20 protein-coding genes are annotated in these 16,490 nt (G+C 72.0%); 12 read left to right on the forward strand and 8 right to left on the reverse strand.

Going from position 1 to position 16,490, the window contains the following annotated elements; translation table 11 throughout:
- Window positions 1–64 precede the first annotated feature (64 nt).
- The 3 genes from FHS38_RS24440 (at window position 65) to FHS38_RS24450 (ending at window position 1,516) form a co-directional block, all read left to right on the forward strand.
- On the forward strand, window positions 65–403 hold the full coding sequence (locus tag FHS38_RS24440; RefSeq protein WP_184736833.1) for a hypothetical protein: 339 nt from the start codon (window positions 65–67) through the stop codon (window positions 401–403).
- The gene (locus FHS38_RS24445) at window positions 400–993 is read left to right on the forward strand and encodes a hypothetical protein (protein ID WP_184736835.1); all 594 of its coding nucleotides are present in this window, start codon (window positions 400–402) and stop codon (window positions 991–993) included. The genes FHS38_RS24440 and FHS38_RS24445 overlap by 4 nt, the downstream gene beginning before the upstream one ends.
- A gap of 154 nt (window positions 994–1,147) precedes the next feature.
- Entirely contained in the window at window positions 1,148–1,516 is a 369-nt protein-coding gene (locus FHS38_RS24450) for a nuclear transport factor 2 family protein (RefSeq protein ID WP_184736837.1), read from the forward strand.
- 67 nt (window positions 1,517–1,583) lie between these two features.
- On the opposite strand, the gene FHS38_RS24455 is transcribed toward FHS38_RS24450, so the two are convergent.
- From FHS38_RS24455 to FHS38_RS24465, 3 genes are all read right to left on the reverse strand, one after another.
- Entirely contained in the window at window positions 1,584–1,928 is a 345-nt protein-coding gene (locus FHS38_RS24455; protein WP_184736839.1) for a DUF1036 domain-containing protein, read from the reverse strand.
- Window positions 1,929–1,940: 12 nt separating this feature from the next.
- Window positions 1,941–2,168 carry a hypothetical protein gene (locus tag FHS38_RS24460; RefSeq protein ID WP_184736841.1) on the reverse strand — a complete coding sequence of 76 codons (228 nt, stop codon included), beginning with the start codon at window positions 2,166–2,168 and terminating at the stop codon, window positions 1,941–1,943.
- Between the two features lie 171 nt (window positions 2,169–2,339).
- Complete coding sequence (locus FHS38_RS24465) at window positions 2,340–3,059, reverse strand: TVP38/TMEM64 family protein (RefSeq protein ID WP_184736843.1); 720 nt, start codon at window positions 3,057–3,059, stop codon at window positions 2,340–2,342.
- 206 nt (window positions 3,060–3,265) lie between these two features.
- On the opposite strand from FHS38_RS24465, the gene FHS38_RS24470 reads away from it, so the two are divergent.
- The 3 genes from FHS38_RS24470 to FHS38_RS24480 all read left to right on the forward strand — a co-directional run bounded on the left by FHS38_RS24470 (window position 3,266) and on the right by FHS38_RS24480 (window position 4,652).
- Window positions 3,266–3,451, forward strand: a complete 186-nt coding sequence (locus tag FHS38_RS24470; protein ID WP_184736844.1) for an AbfB domain-containing protein — start codon at window positions 3,266–3,268, stop codon at window positions 3,449–3,451.
- Window positions 3,452–3,496: 45 nt separating this feature from the next.
- Entirely contained in the window at window positions 3,497–3,712 is a 216-nt protein-coding gene (locus FHS38_RS24475; protein WP_184736846.1) for a hypothetical protein, read from the forward strand.
- Between the two features lie 94 nt (window positions 3,713–3,806).
- A complete protein-coding gene (locus FHS38_RS24480) occupies window positions 3,807–4,652 on the forward strand; it encodes a spermidine synthase (protein WP_229822068.1) in 846 nt (281 codons plus the stop codon).
- A gap of 78 nt (window positions 4,653–4,730) precedes the next feature.
- Here FHS38_RS24480 and FHS38_RS24485 read toward each other — a convergent pair whose 3' ends face one another.
- Window positions 4,731–5,753, reverse strand: coding sequence for a DUF8017 domain-containing protein (locus FHS38_RS24485; RefSeq protein ID WP_184736848.1), 1,023 nt, complete (start codon window positions 5,751–5,753; stop codon window positions 4,731–4,733).
- A gap of 83 nt (window positions 5,754–5,836) precedes the next feature.
- On the opposite strand from FHS38_RS24485, the gene FHS38_RS24490 reads away from it, so the two are divergent.
- On the forward strand, window positions 5,837–6,289 hold the full coding sequence (locus FHS38_RS24490; RefSeq protein WP_184736850.1) for a DUF4442 domain-containing protein: 453 nt from the start codon (window positions 5,837–5,839) through the stop codon (window positions 6,287–6,289).
- A gap of 245 nt (window positions 6,290–6,534) precedes the next feature.
- Window positions 6,535–7,218, forward strand: a complete 684-nt coding sequence (locus FHS38_RS24495) for a DedA family protein (RefSeq protein ID WP_184736852.1) — start codon at window positions 6,535–6,537, stop codon at window positions 7,216–7,218.
- Window positions 7,219–7,346: 128 nt separating this feature from the next.
- Here FHS38_RS24495 and FHS38_RS24500 read toward each other — a convergent pair whose 3' ends face one another.
- The 3 genes from FHS38_RS24500 to FHS38_RS24510 form a co-directional block, all read right to left on the reverse strand.
- The gene (locus tag FHS38_RS24500) at window positions 7,347–8,315 is read right to left on the reverse strand and encodes an asparagine synthase-related protein (RefSeq protein ID WP_184736854.1); all 969 of its coding nucleotides are present in this window, start codon (window positions 8,313–8,315) and stop codon (window positions 7,347–7,349) included.
- 137 nt (window positions 8,316–8,452) lie between these two features.
- Window positions 8,453–9,031: a gamma carbonic anhydrase family protein gene (locus tag FHS38_RS24505; protein ID WP_184736856.1), complete on the reverse strand. Its 579-nt coding sequence runs from the start codon at window positions 9,029–9,031 to the stop codon at window positions 8,453–8,455.
- A gap of 57 nt (window positions 9,032–9,088) precedes the next feature.
- The gene (locus FHS38_RS24510) at window positions 9,089–9,520 is read right to left on the reverse strand and encodes a gamma-glutamylcyclotransferase family protein (RefSeq protein WP_184736858.1); all 432 of its coding nucleotides are present in this window, start codon (window positions 9,518–9,520) and stop codon (window positions 9,089–9,091) included.
- 81 nt (window positions 9,521–9,601) lie between these two features.
- On the opposite strand from FHS38_RS24510, the gene FHS38_RS24515 reads away from it, so the two are divergent.
- The 3 genes from FHS38_RS24515 to FHS38_RS24525 are packed head-to-tail and all read left to right on the forward strand — an operon-like array spanning window position 9,602 to window position 13,632.
- On the forward strand, window positions 9,602–11,941 hold the full coding sequence (locus tag FHS38_RS24515; protein ID WP_184736860.1) for an ABC transporter ATP-binding protein/permease: 2,340 nt from the start codon (window positions 9,602–9,604) through the stop codon (window positions 11,939–11,941).
- A gap of 15 nt (window positions 11,942–11,956) precedes the next feature.
- Window positions 11,957–12,601 carry an SH3 domain-containing protein gene (locus FHS38_RS24520; RefSeq protein ID WP_184736862.1) on the forward strand — a complete coding sequence of 215 codons (645 nt, stop codon included), beginning with the start codon at window positions 11,957–11,959 and terminating at the stop codon, window positions 12,599–12,601.
- A complete protein-coding gene (locus tag FHS38_RS24525) occupies window positions 12,601–13,632 on the forward strand; it encodes a serine/threonine-protein kinase (protein WP_184736864.1) in 1,032 nt (343 codons plus the stop codon). Before FHS38_RS24520 ends, FHS38_RS24525 begins: the two co-directional genes overlap by 1 nt.
- Window positions 13,633–13,674: 42 nt before the next feature.
- Here the strand turns inward: FHS38_RS24525 and FHS38_RS24530 are convergent, their stop codons facing one another.
- The gene (locus FHS38_RS24530; RefSeq protein WP_184736866.1) at window positions 13,675–14,997 is read right to left on the reverse strand and encodes a streptophobe family protein; all 1,323 of its coding nucleotides are present in this window, start codon (window positions 14,995–14,997) and stop codon (window positions 13,675–13,677) included.
- Window positions 14,998–15,275: 278 nt separating this feature from the next.
- On the opposite strand from FHS38_RS24530, the gene FHS38_RS24535 reads away from it, so the two are divergent.
- Window positions 15,276–16,433 carry a DUF6777 domain-containing protein gene (locus tag FHS38_RS24535; protein ID WP_184736868.1) on the forward strand — a complete coding sequence of 386 codons (1,158 nt, stop codon included), beginning with the start codon at window positions 15,276–15,278 and terminating at the stop codon, window positions 16,431–16,433.
- Window positions 16,434–16,490: the final 57 nt, after the last annotated feature.

The raw sequence follows: 16,490 nt of genomic DNA on the forward strand, positions 1-16,490 counted from the left end.
CCTCGTCGATCGAGTGTCAAGAAAAAGTTGACAGAGGGTGTGGCGTCAAGGAAACATTGACGCCATGATCAATTCGACGCGGCCCGCGTCCGCTTCCAAGCCTGCTGCCGCCGCCCTCATCCCCGCCGTGCTCGGCACCCTCACCGTTGTCGTCTGCCTCATCAGCGTGGCGGTGACGTCCGCCGACGATCTCGGCAACGGCCCCTTCGCCGTCCTCCTCGGAGCCCAACTCCTCCTGGTCGCCGCCATGGGGACGCTCGCCGGCGCGATGCGGATGCAGGCGGTCGCCGACGCGGCGGGAGCCGAGGAAGCGCGCATGCGGCGGGACCAGGAGACGTTGGACGCGCTCGAACCGCTGCGGTCGGCCGACCATGCGGAGCTCCGCACCGACGAGCGCCGATGAGCGCCGCGGAACCGCTCAGCGCCGAGGAGACCGCCCGGATCCGGGAAGGGATCGCCGGGGCCGTCCTCGGGGCGCCCGACGGGCTGGCCGAATCACTGGAGCACGACCCCGACGGGTTTCTGCGCCTGGTCGCCGCCACCCGGGTCGGCGCCGAGGAGTCCAGCCGGCTCCTGCGCGAGGCGGTCCAGGGCGCTCGGGCGGCGGGCCACAGCTGGGACACCGTGGGCCGCATCCTGGGCGTGAGCCGACAAGCCGCCCAGCAGCGGTTCTCCGTCAAGGGCGACTCCGCCCCCTCCGGGGCGGGCAAGGGGATCGGCGAGCGCCGGGTGCTGACCCCGCTGACCGCCTTCGACGAGATGCAGGCACTCGCGGAAGCGGGCGTGGGGCGCTGGGAACTGGTCGACTACGGACCGCTGTACCACGTGGTGGAGGCGTCCGACCGCCCCTGGGAGTACCGCCGCGTGCCGTTCGCGGTCGGTGGCCGGCACCGGCGGATGGAGGTCGAAGGCTGGATCCAGGTCGGCAGCGGCTCCTTCCCCTGGCGCTACTACAAGCGCCCGCTGAAGACCTCCGAGGGCAAGCAGCCGTAGCCGCACCGGCCGGGCTGTTTCCCTTACCTGCAAGGTAATCGCGCGTTTTCCGGCGCCTCGGCATGCTGAGGGCAGCGGATTTCGGGCCGGCGCCCTCCGGCCCGAAATCCGTGCCCCACCCCCCTTATTCAGCACCGAACGAGGAGAACTCGCCATGTCGCAGTACGAGACCGCCGTCGCCCGCTACTTCGAGGCCTGGAACGCCACCGACCCCGCCGCCCTCGCCGAGGCGGTCGCCGCCGCGTGGACGGAGGACGGGTCCTACACCGACCCGCTTGCCGACGTCAGTGGGCACGAGCAGCTCGCCGCGGTCATCGCGGGTGCCCACGGACAGTTTCCCGGCTTCGAGTTCCGGCACACCGGGACGGTCGACGGGCACCACGACACCGCGCGGTTCGCATGGGAGCTCGTGTCCACCGTCGACGGGTCCGCGCCCGTCGCGGGGTTCGATGTGATCACGCTGGCCGAGGACGGTCGGATCCGTGGCGTCCTCGGTTTTCTCGACCGGGTGCCCACGGCGTGAAATCCTGAATGTCCGAAGGCCTCGGCTCGTTCGGAGGGGGACGGTTCTCTCCCCCTCCGGTAGGTCGTCAGGGCGTCAGGTTGATCGTGAAGTTCGTGAATCCATTGACGTCGAACTCACGGAAACCTTCATTGCGGGTGGGTGGGTCACACCGGTTGAGACACCATTCGAAGGCGTTGTTCGTGACGCATGTGACGATCGGCCCCGCCCACACCGCGCCGTCCGTGGCCTCGGCGTGGAAATACCAGAAGCGGTTGACGGCCGATACGTTCGCGCCGTCCACGGTCACCGTCGCGCCCGGCTGGATGTTCCACCAGCCGCGCTTCAGCCAGCCTTCCGGGCAGTTCGGGAAGCGTTTGATGTATGCCACCGAGACGAGGGTGCGGTAGCTGTTGCGGAAAGACAGCGACATCGGATTCCCCCCTCAGCTCTCGGACGGTGTGAGTCGGAAGCTCGGGCCCGCGCCGGCCTGTGGCGCGTGTTCCTCGGTCACCAGAAGGCCCGGCCGGTGGCGGACGACGCCCTCGGATTCGACCTCCACTGCTTCCTCGGCGGTAGTGGGCGCGGCGGCCGTCCGGACGGCGTTCGCCACCTCTGGATCCAGATCGGAACGGGCGTCCGCGCCTGTGTCGTCCGCTGGTTGCTCCGTCATGCGACCCCCTCATGCGCTGCGCCCGGTCCGTCACCGGACGTCGAATGCCGAGAGTAATCGGATGACTTCATAGTGTGATAGAGCGTGCGGTGGCGTAGTAGCCGGACCGTTCTGCGGCCATCACGCGCCAGCGCGCGGGCGGACCGCGAGCCCCCCGCTAACCGGCCAAGGTCAGGACGAGGTGTGCTCGCCGGACTCGCGCATCCGGCCCCGCTTGCGCCAGGCCACGACGACCGCCGCGAGCCCGGTGAGCGCGATGAAGGCCATGGCGGCGATGAACGCCGGTGACGTGGGAGTCGACGCGTGGCTGCCCGCGATCACATAGGCCGCGGTGTTGGGCACGCTCCCGAGGCCCGTCGCCAGCAGGAAGGGGAGCCAGCCCATCCGGGAGACGGCCGCGCAGTAATTGGCGGCCGCGAACGGCACGCCCGGGAAGAGACGGATCGCCATCATCGAGCGGAAGCCGTGCCGGCTGAGCTGCCGGTCCGCGGCCCGGAGCCACCGCCCGCGCAGCAGCGGACGCAGCGCGTCCTGCCCCAGCAGCCGCCCCAGGCCGAAGGCGATGCCCGAACCGAGAACCGTGCCGGCCAGCGCGGCGGCGGTACCGAACTGCGCACCGAAGAGCGCGCCCGCGGCGAGGTTCAGGATCGGGCGCGGCACGAACGCCGCCGTGCACAGCCCGTACGCGACCGCGAACAGTACGACCGCGGCGCCGCCGGACAACTGCGGCGGCCAGCCGTCGGCGAGCAGCCGCTCCGGGCGGCACACCAGCACGGTCACCGCGGCGGCGGCGAGCAGCGCGGCGAGCAGACCCAGCCGGGACCACGGGGACAGCAGCACGCGGCTGCAGCGCGTGGCGAAACCGGGGGAGGGCGCGGCGGAATCGAGCATCGATGGAGCGTAACTGACGCGGGCGTAAGGCGGATGTGATGTCACGGAGACGGGACAGAACCGGGACGGCCGGTCACGTGCCGTTCGCTCCGCCGACACCGGTCGTCCGCAGCGGCCGCGCGCCGCCCGGCGCCAGGCCTGCCCCTCTTCACGCTGCCGTCCCCGCATGGGCGGGAACGGCCTGAAGAGCTTTGCCGGGGGGTTTTATGACCGAATATGCGGCACGGCATTTTGCCGTCAATCGTTTCCGGTCCTTCGGCTTCCCTGACCGCTTCATCGGGCACAGGGATTTCCCTCTCTTCGTCGAACAGGTCAACACGGACCTGGACCGAAAAGATGCGACCTTCAAGGTCGTCCCCGGGCTGTCGCCGGAGCCGTCGGGGCCGCGCTGAACATAATCACGTGCCCCCGGGCGGGGCCCGGCCTAGGGTGCAGCCATGGAAGAACGGCGGGAAGGGGCACTCGAAAGGGCTGAGCAGATGGTGTTGTTCATAGCGGCGGAGCGACGGGCCAGGCTCGCGTTGCGCCAAGGGCAGTTGGAGAAAGTGCTCACCGCCCTGCAGCTCAAGATGGTGATCCGGCAGATGACGCAGATGTGGATGGACGGGTTCGTCGTCGGCACGGCACACCGTGCCCGGGGCGAGCAGCCCTAGGGGGCACCGGTGCCGTGACCGCAATGCTGTGAGAGGGGAAGGTTTCACGGGGGTGGCCGAGCGGACGAGCCGGGCGCATCGGCACAATGGGGGAGTGGACGAACCGATACCCGTGACCCGGGACGTGGACTGGGGCACCGCCAAGCTGATGCCCGACGTGGACCGGGCGCGGGCCTGGCTGCTGACGGTGAACGGCGCCCCCCAGTCCTATGTGGATCTGGACGATCCCACCCACCTCGAATTCGAGTACGCGCGACGGCTCGCCCACGCCGTGGACGCCGCCACCGAGCCGCGCCGGGCCCTCGACGTGCTGCACCTGGGCGGTGGCGCGCTCACCCTGCCGCGCTATGTCGCGGCCACCCGGCCCGGCTCGCGCCAACGGGTCGTCGAGGCGGACCGCGGCCTCATCGCCCTCGTCGCCGAACACCTGCCGGTGCGGGACGGGTCGGGGATCGAGGTGCGTGCGGCGGACGCCCGTACGGCGCTGGAGGCCGAGCCCGACGCCTCCGCCGACGTGATCATCGCGGATGTCTTCGGTGGCTCGCGGGTGCCCGCGCATCTCACATCGGTGGAGTACGCGCGCTGCGCGGCCCGGGTGCTGCGCCCCCAGGGCCGGTACGCGGCGAACCTCGCCGACGGCGCGCCCTTCACCTTCCTGCGCTCGCAGGTGGCGACGTTCGCGGCGGCCTTCGCGCACGTGTGTCTGATCGCCGAGCCGCCGATGCTGCGGGGCCGGCGCTTCGGCAACGCGGTCCTCGTCGCCTCGCACACCGAGCTGCCCGTCACGGCGCTCGCCCGCCGTGCCGCCGGCGACGCCTTCCCGGCGCGGGTCGAGCACGGACCGATGCTGGAGCGCTTCACCGCCGGGGCGGCGCCCGTGTACGACGTGGACGCGGCGCCCTCTCCCGAGCCGCCGGGCGGGACGTTCAGCATCGGCTGACACCGGGCGGGGTGTCCGGGCCGCCGTCACGGCGGCCCGGAATCCCACAGGGCCGGGCGGAGTCGGTGCCGGGGTCGCTCAGGAGGACTTGAGCGGCCGGAGCGAGCTCATGATCTTCTTGATGGTGTCGTCGGGGAGCTCGCCGTCGAAGCCGGTGCCCGCGTAGAGGATCCAGGTCGCGAGGTCGCCCGACGTGTCCTTGTACGTCACCGCGAACGCCTTGCCGTCCGTCACGCACTTGTCGGTCTTCTTCACGCCCGTCACCGTCGCCGAGGCGGTGTAGCCGGTGATGCCGTGGTCGCTCTTGAACGGCTTGGCCTTGGTGGTGTCGAAGCGGCCCGTCTTCTTTTGGTCGAACGCCGCGAAGACCCAGTTGAGCGACTCGATCTCGGCGGCCGACCCCTCACTCTTGGCGCCCTGCGCGCCCTTGGTGCCGGCGCCGCCCCGGTGGTCGTTCTTCGCGCACTCCCCGTCCTTGTAGACGGCGTTGCCCGACATGGTGACCAGGGGCTTGCCGTCCTCGTCCTCGAAGCCGGTGGACATCGTCGGGGAACGGACCGTCCAGTCCGCCGGGACGTCGAAGGCGTTGTGCCGCTTGCCGTTGACGACGACCTTCCAACCGTCGATCACCGGCTTGGTCTCTTCGCCGTCGCGCGGATTGTCGTCCGGGGCCGCCGCGCTCTGGCTCGGGGCCGCCGGGGCCGCCGGGGCGGAGGACGCCGGCTTCGGGTAGCCGCCCTTGGCGGCGGGCTGCTCGTCGTCGTCCTTCAGTACGACGACCCCGGTGACCACGGCCGCGGCCACGACCGCCACCGCCGCCCCGATCGCGATCATCGTGGTGCGCTTGCGGTTGTCCCGCGGCGACTGCGGACCGCCGGGCGCGCCCGGCGGGGTCCACTGCGGGACGCCCGGCTGACTCGGGTAGCCCGGCGCTCCGGGCTGTCCGGCGGGCTGCTGGTAGGGATTGGGCTGCTGGTAACCCGGCTGCTGATACGGGTTGGGTTGCTGGTACGCCGGCTGCTGGTACGGGTTCTGGTTCGGCTTCTGATTCGGGTCCTGCGGGTTCTGCTCGCCCCCGGGCGGCTGCTGTCCTGGCCACATGGCCGATAACCATAGAGGGCGCCGGTGACGACGCTGACCGGCGCCCCTTCCCGATCCTTGCTACTGGCTGGTAACTTGCGGGTATGTCTCAGACCACGCCCTCGATCGGCGACATGCTCGCGGCCACCGTGCCCATGGCCCGTACGCTCAACCTCGTCTTCGACGAGACGACCGCCGAGCGCGCCGTCGTCCGACTGCCCGACCAGCCCGACTACCACAACCACGTCGGGGGCCCGCACGCCGGCGCGATGTTCACCCTCGCCGAGTCCGCCAGTGGCGCGATCGTCCTCGCCGCCTTCGGCGACCAGCTCTCCCGGGCCGTGCCGCTCGCCGTGCGCGCCGAGATCGGCTACAAGAAGCTCGCCATGGGCGAGGTCACCGCCACCGCAGAGCTGGGCCGCCCGGCCGCCGAGGTCGTCGCGGAGCTGGACGCGGGGGAGCGCCCGGAGTTCCCGGTCAACGTCGCGATCACCCGCGCGGACGGCGCGGTGACGGGCGAGATGACCGTGGTGTGGACCCTGCGGCCCAATGCGTAGCCTCCGCTCCGGTAAGCGGTGATCTGCTGCTTTCGCGGGGGGACGTCCGTGGCCGTCCGGTCTTCGACGTCGCGGGCTGCCTGCCGGCGGTCGGTGGTGCTCCGTCCGGTCCCTTGTCCCACTCGTGACCCTCGATCGAGCAACCGGCGGCCCCGCGAATGAGTCCTCCCCTCCAGTAGGCTGCCCGGCGTGTGCCCTCGTGGCGCACGCCGGGCATTTGATCACCAACCGGGGAGGAACCGGCGTTGCACATCCAGGAGTGGCTCGAAACAGTACCGGCGGTAGCCGTCTACCTGCTGGTGGGCGGGGTCATCGGACTGGAGAGCCTGGGCATCCCGCTTCCCGGTGAGATCGTCCTGGTCAGCGCCACGCTGCTGGCCGCCACGCAGGACCACATCAACCCGTACGTGCTGGGCGCGTGCGCCATCGTGGGCGCGATCGTCGGTGACTCCATCGGCTACATGATCGGCCGCAAGGGCGGGCAGCCACTGCTGGACTGGCTCGGCCGCAAGTTCCCCAAGCACTTCGGGCCCGATCACGTGGCCACCGCCGAGCGGTCCTTCCACAAGTGGGGCATGTGGGCGGTCTTCTTCGGTCGCTTCATCGCCTTCCTGCGGATCTTCGCCGGTCCGCTCGCGGGTGTGCTGAAGATGCCGTACTGGAAGTTCCTGATCGCCAACGTGCTGGGCGGCATCGTCTGGGCCGGCGGCACGGTCGCGGTGATCTACACCGTCGGCAAGGTCGCCGAGGACTGGATCAAGCGCTTCTCCTACGTCGGCCTGGCTGCCGCCGTGGTGTTCGGTCTCGGCTCCCTGCTGGTGATGCGCCTGCGGGCCAAGAAGGCCGCCGCCAAGCGTGCCGAGGCCGAGGCGGCCGCGGACCCGAGCGCCGAGCAGCCCGCCGCCGCGCCCGTCGCGGTCAACGACTGACGACGGCTCCGGGGCCGCGGCCCCACCCCGTACACAGCTCGCCCGGGCATCCCGGGCGAGCTGTCGTGTTTCCGCGCCACCGAACCGGTCGCGAGCGAGGCCGTTCCGGCGTCCGGTCGTCTCAAGGGTCACTGGTCGCGCGGGCCGTCCGGAGGGAGATGGCCGGCGAGCCAGAGGGTGACGGCTGTCAGCTCCGGTGACTCACGGGCGGGGCGTACGGCCCATTCCGAGCCCGGTGCTTCGGCCGCTCGTTCACGGGCGGCGTCGAGCATGGCGTCCAGGATTCCGGAGGACTTCTGGAACGGGGACTTGGGCCGCCACGCCGTCCGGTGAGGGACGCCGAGTCCGGCTGCCGCGATCCGCAGGGGCACCTTGTCCAGGGCCGTGCCGGGATCCCGGGTGTCGTCGTCGCGCCACATCACCCGGTGATCGATGCGGCGGGTGAGGGCGAGCAGGTCCAGGTGCTGCATGACGCGGCACCAGCGGCCCGGGGCGTCGGGTCCGACGACCTCGCCGATGTCCACGCCCGGTCGGCGGGCTGTCCAGTAGCGGCCCGCCTCGGCGAGGACTCCGCTGTCGAACGCGCCCTGGGAGTGCACCGGGGCGTCGCCTCCCATGGTCACGACGTCTGCTCCTTCGCCGGTCAGCACGGCTCCGCGTCCCCGTAGACGAGGAGCGGCCGCCATGATCGCCACGGCTTTCCCGATGATCCACGGGTCGGCCGTGCCGGTCATCGCGACCGCGGCCGCCGCATGGTCCTTCGCCTCTCGGAAGGAGACCGATACCGGTTCATGGGCGACGTCGAAGTGCCGGGCCACGTCCCCGGCGTCGGCGTCGGCCGGCGCGTCACCGGTGAGTACGGTGACGGCGACGGGATCCCACGGCGCGGCGGCCGCGAGCACGGCGGAGGAGTCCACACCGCTGGAGAGCAGAACCACCGGCCGTCCCGGTGTCCGGGCGATGGAGTCCGCCACCCGGGCGCGCAGCCAGTCAGCGATCAGCTTGCCCGCCGCTTCCGCGGTGTGGATGTCCACCCGCGGTCTGGGCGGTGGCCAGTCGGGAGCGTCGGCCGGGTAGTCGAAGAGTCGTTCTGTCATGACCTGCCTTCCTGTCAGAAGTGCTGGGCCAAGCGCGATGCGCGATCTCCGTGGCAGTCTGCGGCAATCGGTCGTTCCTGGGGAATCCCCGGGGGTGGTCGGCTCCGCGCGGTGACCGCGCGCCTGGCCGACATCGCTCAGGCGGATCCGGCGTTCCCGCCGCCCGGCGCCGCGTCGCGGTGCTGTTTCGCCAGTTCCAGATACATCGTGGCGTTGAGCCTGATGTGCTCGCGCTCCTCCTCGGTCAGCTCCCGCCTGACCTTGGCCGGGACGCCCGCGACCAGGGAGCCCGGGGGGATCCGCATGCCCTGGGGGACGAGGGCCTGGGCGGCCACCAGCGAACCGGCCCCGATCACCGCGCCGTTGAGGACCGTGGCCCCCATGCCGACCAGCACGTCGTCCTCGACCGTGCAGCCGTGCAGGACGGCGTTGTGGCCGACCGTCACCCGCTCGCCGACGCTGACCGGGAATCCGGGATCCACGTGAACCGTGCAGTTGTCCTGGATGTTGCTGTCCGCGCCGAGCGTGATGGGACCGCAGTCCGCCCGCAACACGGCGTGGTACCAGACGCTCGCGCCCGCCGCCATCGTCACCTCGCCGATCACGACCGACGTCGGCGCGGTGAACGCCCCCGGGTCGATCCTCGGCTCGCGCCCGCCCACACCCGAAATCAACGCTCGCTCCGCCACCGTCTCTCCTTCTGCCTCACCCGTCATGATCCATCACGTCCCGTGGGCACCGTAAGCGACGGAACGGCAGCGCCACCAGGCACCTCAGCGCAGCCAGTCGCCGCCCGGCAGCGGCGTGCCGTCGTCGCGCAGCCGCCGGGCCAGACGGTCCGCGGCGAGATAGACCCAGGCACGGACCGTGCCCCCGCCGTCCGGGAGGACCTCGCGGGCGACCCGCTCGTAAAGATTGCGGGGATCGCCGGGCGCGTAGCCCTCCAGCTCGTCCAGAGCCGCCAACAGCTCCGCGTACCGCACCGGGGCCAGGGTGACCAGGTCGCCGCGGATCACGCTCTCCGCCGGGGCGGTCACCGCGTACGGGTAGCCGGGGCCCGCGTACAGCTGTGCGCCGCGCAGCCGGGCGGGCTCCTCGGCCGTGGTGCGGCCGCGCAGGAGACGAGCGTGGTTGCCCTGTCCGGGGCGCAGCGTCCCGTAGACGAAGACGGGCAGCCGCTCGGCGGCCCCGGGCTGCGACGACACCGGTGGACTCCCTTCGCGGGGCGGGCCGGGTGCCGCCCCCGTGGACAGGCGGGACCGGTTGGTCCGCCGTAGAATCCAAACATGGGAGAGCGGTCGGTCGCGCCCCCCGCCCCCGAACTCGTCGTCGAGGCCGACGGCGGCTCGCAGGTGATGAGTCCGACCCGGACCTACCACGTGGGGCGCGATCCCTTGAGCGACATCGTGCTGCACGACCTGCGGGTCTCGTGGCACCACGCGGTGCTGCGCCCCGTCGGGGACCACTGGACGCTCGAGGACAGCGACAGCACCAACGGGACCTACACCGAAGGCCACCGGGTGCGTGCGGAGGACGTGGGGCCGGGCAGCGTCATCCGGTTCGGCAACCCCGACGACGGCCCGGCCGCGCTGCTCAAAGGCGTGGCCCACTCGGCGGAGCGCCCGTCGTCCGTCTCGCTGCCGTCCGCCACGGGCACCTTCCGCAGCCCCACCTCCGTACGCCCGTTGCCCACCCGGACCGTCCGGATCGGCCGCGGCGCCGACAACGACTTCGTCGTCGACGACCTCGTCGTCTCCCGCCGCCACGCCGAACTGCGCGCCACCGCCGACGGCGGCCACGAGATCGTGGACCTCGGCAGCCACAACGGCACATATCTCAACGGCCGGTCCGTGCAGCGGGCCCCGGTGGCCCACGGCGACATCGTCGGCATCGGCCACTCGGCGTTCTGCCTGGTCGGTGACGAACTCCAGGAGTTCGTCGACACCGGTGAGATCTCGCTCGACGTCCAGGACCTGCTCGTCCAGGTGGACAAGGGCCGCAAGACCCTGCTGGAGGACGTGTCGTTCCCCGTGGGCGAGAAGAGCCTGCTCGCGGTCGTGGGACCGAGCGGCGCGGGCAAATCGACGCTGCTCAACGCGCTCACCGGACAGCGCCCCGCCGACCGGGGCACCGTGCTCTACGACGGCCGTGACCTCTACCGGGACTACGCCGAGCTGCGGGCGCGCATCGGGCTGGTGCCGCAGGACGACATCCTGCACGCCCAGCTGACCGTGCGCCGTGCCCTCGGCTACGCCGCCGAGCTGCGCTTCCCCGGTGACACCGCGCAGGCCGAACGGCAGGCCCGGGTGGACGAGGTGATCGGCGAACTGGGCCTTCAGCAGCGCGCCGACCAGCCCATCCACAGCCTCTCGGGCGGCCAGCGCAAACGCGTCAGCGTCGCCCTGGAACTGCTGACCAAGCCGTCGCTGCTCTTCCTCGACGAGCCGACCTCCGGCCTCGACCCGGGCATGGACCGCTCCGTGATGCACATGCTCCGCACCCTCGCCGACGACGGCCGCACCGTCATCGTCGTCACCCACAGCGTGCTCAGCCTGGACGTGTGCGACCGGCTGCTGGTCCTCGCCCCCGGCGGGCGGATCGCCTTCTACGGGCCGCCCGACGAGACCCTCGACTTCTTCGGCTACGCCCAATGGCCCGAGGCCTTCGAGGCGTTCGAGGCCGAGGCCGGGCGCGACTGGGCGGGGCAGTACCGAGCCTCCTCGCACTACCGCCAGTACATCGCGGCCGCCACCGAACAGCCCCGGCTGGACGGGGCCCACGCACCGGAAGAGGCCCCCAGGCCGCCGAAGGCACAGAGCTGGGGTGCCCAACTGCGCACCCTGGTGCGCCGGTACGCGGCCGCGCTCACCGCCGACCGGACCTTCCTCGCCATCATGATCGCGCTGCCGTTCGTGATGGGCGCGATGGCCCGGGCGCTCGCGGGCAGCAAGCTGACCCAGGAGTCGGCGATGAACGCGCTGCTCATCCTGTGCGTGGGCGGTGTGCTGACCGGGGCCGCCAACGCGGTGCGGGAACTGGTCAAGGAACGGGTGATCTACCAGCGGGAGAGAGCCGTCGGCCTGTCCAGATCCGCGTATCTGATGTCCAAAGTGGTGGTGCTGGGGCTGATCACGGTGGTGCAGGCCGTCGTGCTGACCCTGGTCGGGCTGTTCGGCGTGGACATCAACGCGCCCGGCGGCAAGGGCGTGTTCTTCCCACCGCTCGTCGAGATCGCGCTGGCCGTGGCGCTGCTGTCGTTCACCGCCATGATGCTGGGCCTGCTGGTGTCGGCACTGGTGCGCAAGGAGGAGGTCACCATGCCGCTGCTGGTCCTCCTCGCCATCGTCCAGGTCGTCTTCTGCGGGGCGTTGCTGAAACTGGCCGGGGTGCCCGGGCTGGAACAGCTGGCATGGCTGGTGCCCTCGCGCTGGGCGCTCGGTGCGATGGCCGGCACGGTCGGGCTGGAACGGATCGTGCCCGGCAAACTGACCGCCGACCCGCTCTTCGACCACTCGGCGGGCACCTGGCTGATCAACATGGGCATGCTGGTGGTGCTCTCGGTCGTGTTCGGCGTCATCGTCGCGCGACTGCTGCGCCGCCACGAGCCCGCCATCATGCGCAAGTAGCAGGCGGGAGCCTTGATGAACGCAGCGTACCCACCCCAGTCCGTCGTCGCGGCCGCCGTGGGCCCGGGCGCCGACTTCCGTCCGACCCACGTGGCGCCCGGGGACGGCATGCCGACCTGGGCGGCCCCGGACGGGCTGGTGGCGACCGAGCCGCTCGATGCGCTGCTGCCGGTCCGGCTGCTGGAGCGGCGGGGCGACTGGGGGCAGGTGCTCTGCCTCAACGGCTGGTCGGCGTGGGTCGACGCCCGGCTGCTGGTCCCGGTGCCGCAGGGCCCGCCGTCCACCGGGCAGCAGCTCGCCCGGACGGCGGACGCGCGGGCGCTGCTGACCCGCGTCGAGGAGACGGTCGGCCGCTACCGCCGGGCGGTGGAGGAACTGGCGGCGGGCCGGATGGACGGGGAGACGTTCCGCCGCACCACCCTGGGGCTGCGGATCGGGGCCGTCGTCGACGGCGAGGCGATGTGGGTGTACGACGCGGAGCACGACCGCTGGTGCTACTGCGACGGGACGGCGATGACGACGTTCGCGGTGGCGGAGCCCGCCTCGGAGCCCGCCTCGGAGCCCGCCTCGGAGGCCGGGAGCAGGCCCGGGACAGGGGCAGGGGCCGGGGAGGCCGACGGGCCCGGCGGGCCGCCCACCACCGTGCTCGGTGACCGCTGATGGCGGGCCCCGACGACCGTACCCGCGGGGACGTGCCGATCGGCCGGCAGTCCGACCTCATCGGCCGTCAGATCGCCGCCTATCGCGTGGAGGGCGAGATCGGGCGCGGCGGCATGGCCGTCGTCTACCGCGCCCGGGACCTGCGCCTCGGGCGGACGGTCGCCCTCAAGCTGCTGGCGCCGGAGCTGGCGCGCAACGACACCTTCCGGCAGCGTTTCGCGCACGAGTCGCGGGTCGCGGCGGCCATCGACCACCCCAACATCGTGCCGGTGTTCGAGGCCGGGGAGACCGAGGGCGTCCTCTTCATCGCCATGCGCTACGTGGCGGGCCAGGACCTGCGGGCCATGCTCGACCGGACCGGGCGGCTCCCCGTCGCCGACGCCTGCCGCATCGGCCTCCAGATCGCCTCCGCCCTGGACGCCGCCCACGCGCACGACCTGGTGCACCGGGACGTCAAGCCGGGCAACATCCTGGTCGCGGAGGGCACCGACGCCGACCACCCCGAGCATGTGTACCTCACCGACTTCGGGCTGACGAAGAAGTCGCTGTCGCTGACCGGCTTCACGACGGTGGGCCAGTTCGTCGGCACCCTCGACTACGTCGCGCCCGAGCAGATCTCGGGCAAGCCGGTCGACGGCCGCTGCGACGTCTACAGCCTGGCCTGCGTGGTGTACGAGATGCTGACCGGCGGCCCGCCCTTCCAGCGCGACGACGACATGGCGCTGCTGTGGGCACACCAGAACGACCCACCGCCCCCGGTCTCCGAGCACCGCCCCGACCTCACCGCGGCCGTCGACGAGGTGCTGATGAAGGCCCTCGCCAAGACACCCGAGGACCGTTACGACACCTGTCTGCGGTTCGTCAGCGCCCTGCGCCGGGCGGGTACGGGCGCGGTGGCCGAGGAGCCCCCACAGGTGCGGGAACACGAACCCACCCGGGTGGATCCGCGGCCCGCGGGAGCGTTCCCGGAGCGGACACCCCCGCCGGCCCCGCCGCACTGGGCGGCACCGGTCTTCCCTGACGGGCGCTGACGCCACCCGCAGACTGCCCGGCCGGGCCTTCGGCGGGTGGCGTCAGCGCCCGTCAGGGGCGGGCGTGCCCGCCACATCCGGGTCCGGGGTCACATCGCCGCGCCGCCGGATGCGGGTGGTGAACAGGCCGCCCAGGAAGCCCGCGATCAGTCCCCACAACAGGCCGACGCCCACCAGCAGCCACAGATGGGGCCGCAGCAGCACCTCGCCGCCGAAGGCGTCGAGGTCGCCGATGCCGAACAGGGACAGACCGAAGCGGGCCGAGACGCGGGTCAGCAGCCCCACGACGAGCAGGGTGATCGCCACGGCCGGCCCGAGCCGCACGGCGTGCTCCCACGGCCGGGTGTCGGCCGGTGACCGTACGGCCATGAGCAGCCCGGCGGCCAGCAGCGCGAGTGCCGCGACGACCACCAACAGCCAGGCCCGTCCGTCCTGTTCCGTGAGCGAACCCAGATCCACCGTGGCGGTGGCCTCGCCTTCGCGCTGGCGCAGCACCGCCGCGAGGGCCCTGGGCATGGGCAGCCCGATGGGATTGGGCACCCTGCCCTCCCACGCGCCGCCGAGCCCCACGCCGAAGGCCATCCAGACCAGGTTGGGCAGCCCGAGCAGCATGACGGCCGCGGTCTGGTCCGGGTGCTCGCGGGTGAAGAGCATGACCACACCGATGACCAGACCGAGGACGACGTAGGCCAGCAGGACGACCAGCATCGCGAAGGCGGCGGGCCGCACCGAGTCCTGGAACGGCAGCAGCCGCGGCGGGAGCGGTGTCTTGCGGGACACCGCCGACGCCACGGCGAGCAGTACCAGCAGCCAGAGCAGCCCGAACCCGAGCGTGGAGCCCACGGACGCGCGGAAACCGACGGACGGGGTGGCGCCGAGGAGGTCGCCGATGTCGTCGAGGGCCGCGTCGCCCAGGCTGATCCGGAAGGTGTGCTTCGCGGTGAGCGCGACGATCAGCAGGGCCAGCAGCCACAGCACGGCCGTACGGGCGACCCTCGCGAGCAGTTGGGCCCCGCTCACCACCGCGTGGTGACGCAGCGGCAGCAGGAAGACCACGGCGATCGCCAGGGCGCCGGCCAGGGTCACCGAGAGGGGGACGACGTTCAGCCCCCCGTCCGATTGGGCGATCGGGCCCGCGCCGCCCGACAGCCGCACCGTGCCCCCGACGGCGGTGACCACGGTGGCCGCGACCACGCTGGGGAACGCGCCGCCCGGCAGGGTCGCCGCGCCCGCCGCCCACAGCCCGAGCGCGGCGACGACGAACAGGGCGACGATTCCGGCGACCACGGTGGCGAGGGCGTCCCGCCAGGCGCGTACCTCGCCGAGCGCCCTGCCCGGCGCGGACCTTGGCGGCTGGCTGCTCAACGCTGACTCCGGTGGGTCTCGGTGGGGCTGTGCGGCTCGCGGTGTCTTCCAACGTACGCACGGGGGCGCCGAGCCGCCCGCCCGCGAGGGCGGCCGGGGGACCCGCACCCCTGGTGCGCGCTCCCGCTTGCGGGCGGCGCGGGTTCCGGACACACAATGAGCGCAGCGAAAACAAATGAAATCAACCGAATTGTGGAAGAGGGCAGGACGGAGAAGGTCCTCGCTCCCTCCGCATCACCGCTCCATCCGCATCACCGTCAATGCCTGGGAGAAGGGCCGTGACTTCCGAACCGCCGTCAGGAAACCGCCCCACCGGCCCGCCGTCCGGACCGCTGTCCGGTCAGGGCTCCGAGCCCGGGTCCTCCGGGCCGTCGCACCGGCCGACGGAGCCGGGCCGGCCCGCGGCGCCGCCGCCCGGCGGTTCGGGAGGCGGGTACGGCCCGTCCGGGCCCTCCGGCCCCTCGGGCCCCGGGCAGCCGCCGGGTCCGCCCCCCGGTGAGCGCGGGGGGACCGGCGGCGGCCGTCCTCCCTGGTGGCGCTCCGCTCCACGGGTCGCCCTCGTCGCCGGCGCCCTGGTCACGGTCATCGCGCTCGGGATCTTCTTCTTCGCCCGGCAGGGTGGCGGGGGCGGCGAGGTCTTCCTCCAGGCGGCGTCCGCGGAGGGACCCGACCCCTACTCCAAGTCGACGGCGAAGCAGTCCGACACGGGCGGGTCCAAACCCCCGGATCCCCCCGCCGGCGGAAGGACGCAACCGACGTTGTCGGGGTCGACCCAAGGCCTTTACGGCGGCACCCAGAACGTCGCCGCCTGCGACGTCGAGAAGCAGATCCGGTACCTGACGGAAAACCAGGACAAGGGGCGTGCCTGGGCGCAGGCCGCGGGCATCGAGCAGAGCCGCATCCCGGAGTACCTGCGCGGGCTGACGCCCGTACAACTGCGCTACGACACCCGGGTCACCAACTACGGCTACCGCGACGGCGCGCCCACCAGCCGTCAGGACGTCCTTCAGGCGGGTACGGCCGTGATGGTCGACGACCGCGGTGTGCCGCGGGTGCGCTGCGCGTGCGGGAACCCGCTGAAGGAGCCGGTGGCCATCAAGGGGGACGTCAAGACCAAGGGCCAGACGTGGCCCTCCTACCAGGAGAAGAAGTCGGTGGTGGTCCAGCGGTCCACCACGATCATCAACATCTTCTTGATCTACGACCCCCGCACCGGTGAGTGGATCAAGCGATACCGCGGGGACTCGACGGCAACCGACGACCAGCCGGCCCCGCAGCCCGGCGGCGGTGGGTCCCCGGGGACGTCCAGTGACTACGGGAGCGATACGCCGTCGTCCGGGGAGTCGGAGCCCGCGCCGGGCTCCTCGCCCCCGACGGACGGCACGACCAGCGGTCCGGCGACGGGTGGTCCGCCCTCGGAAGGCCCGGCGTACTGAGGCGGGACATGCCTGTGGCCGACGCGTTCACGCGTCGGCCACAGGCATGTCTTGAGG

Source organism: Streptomyces netropsis, assembly GCF_014203545.1.
Lineage (GTDB): Bacteria > Actinomycetota > Actinomycetes > Streptomycetales > Streptomycetaceae > Streptomyces > Streptomyces netropsis.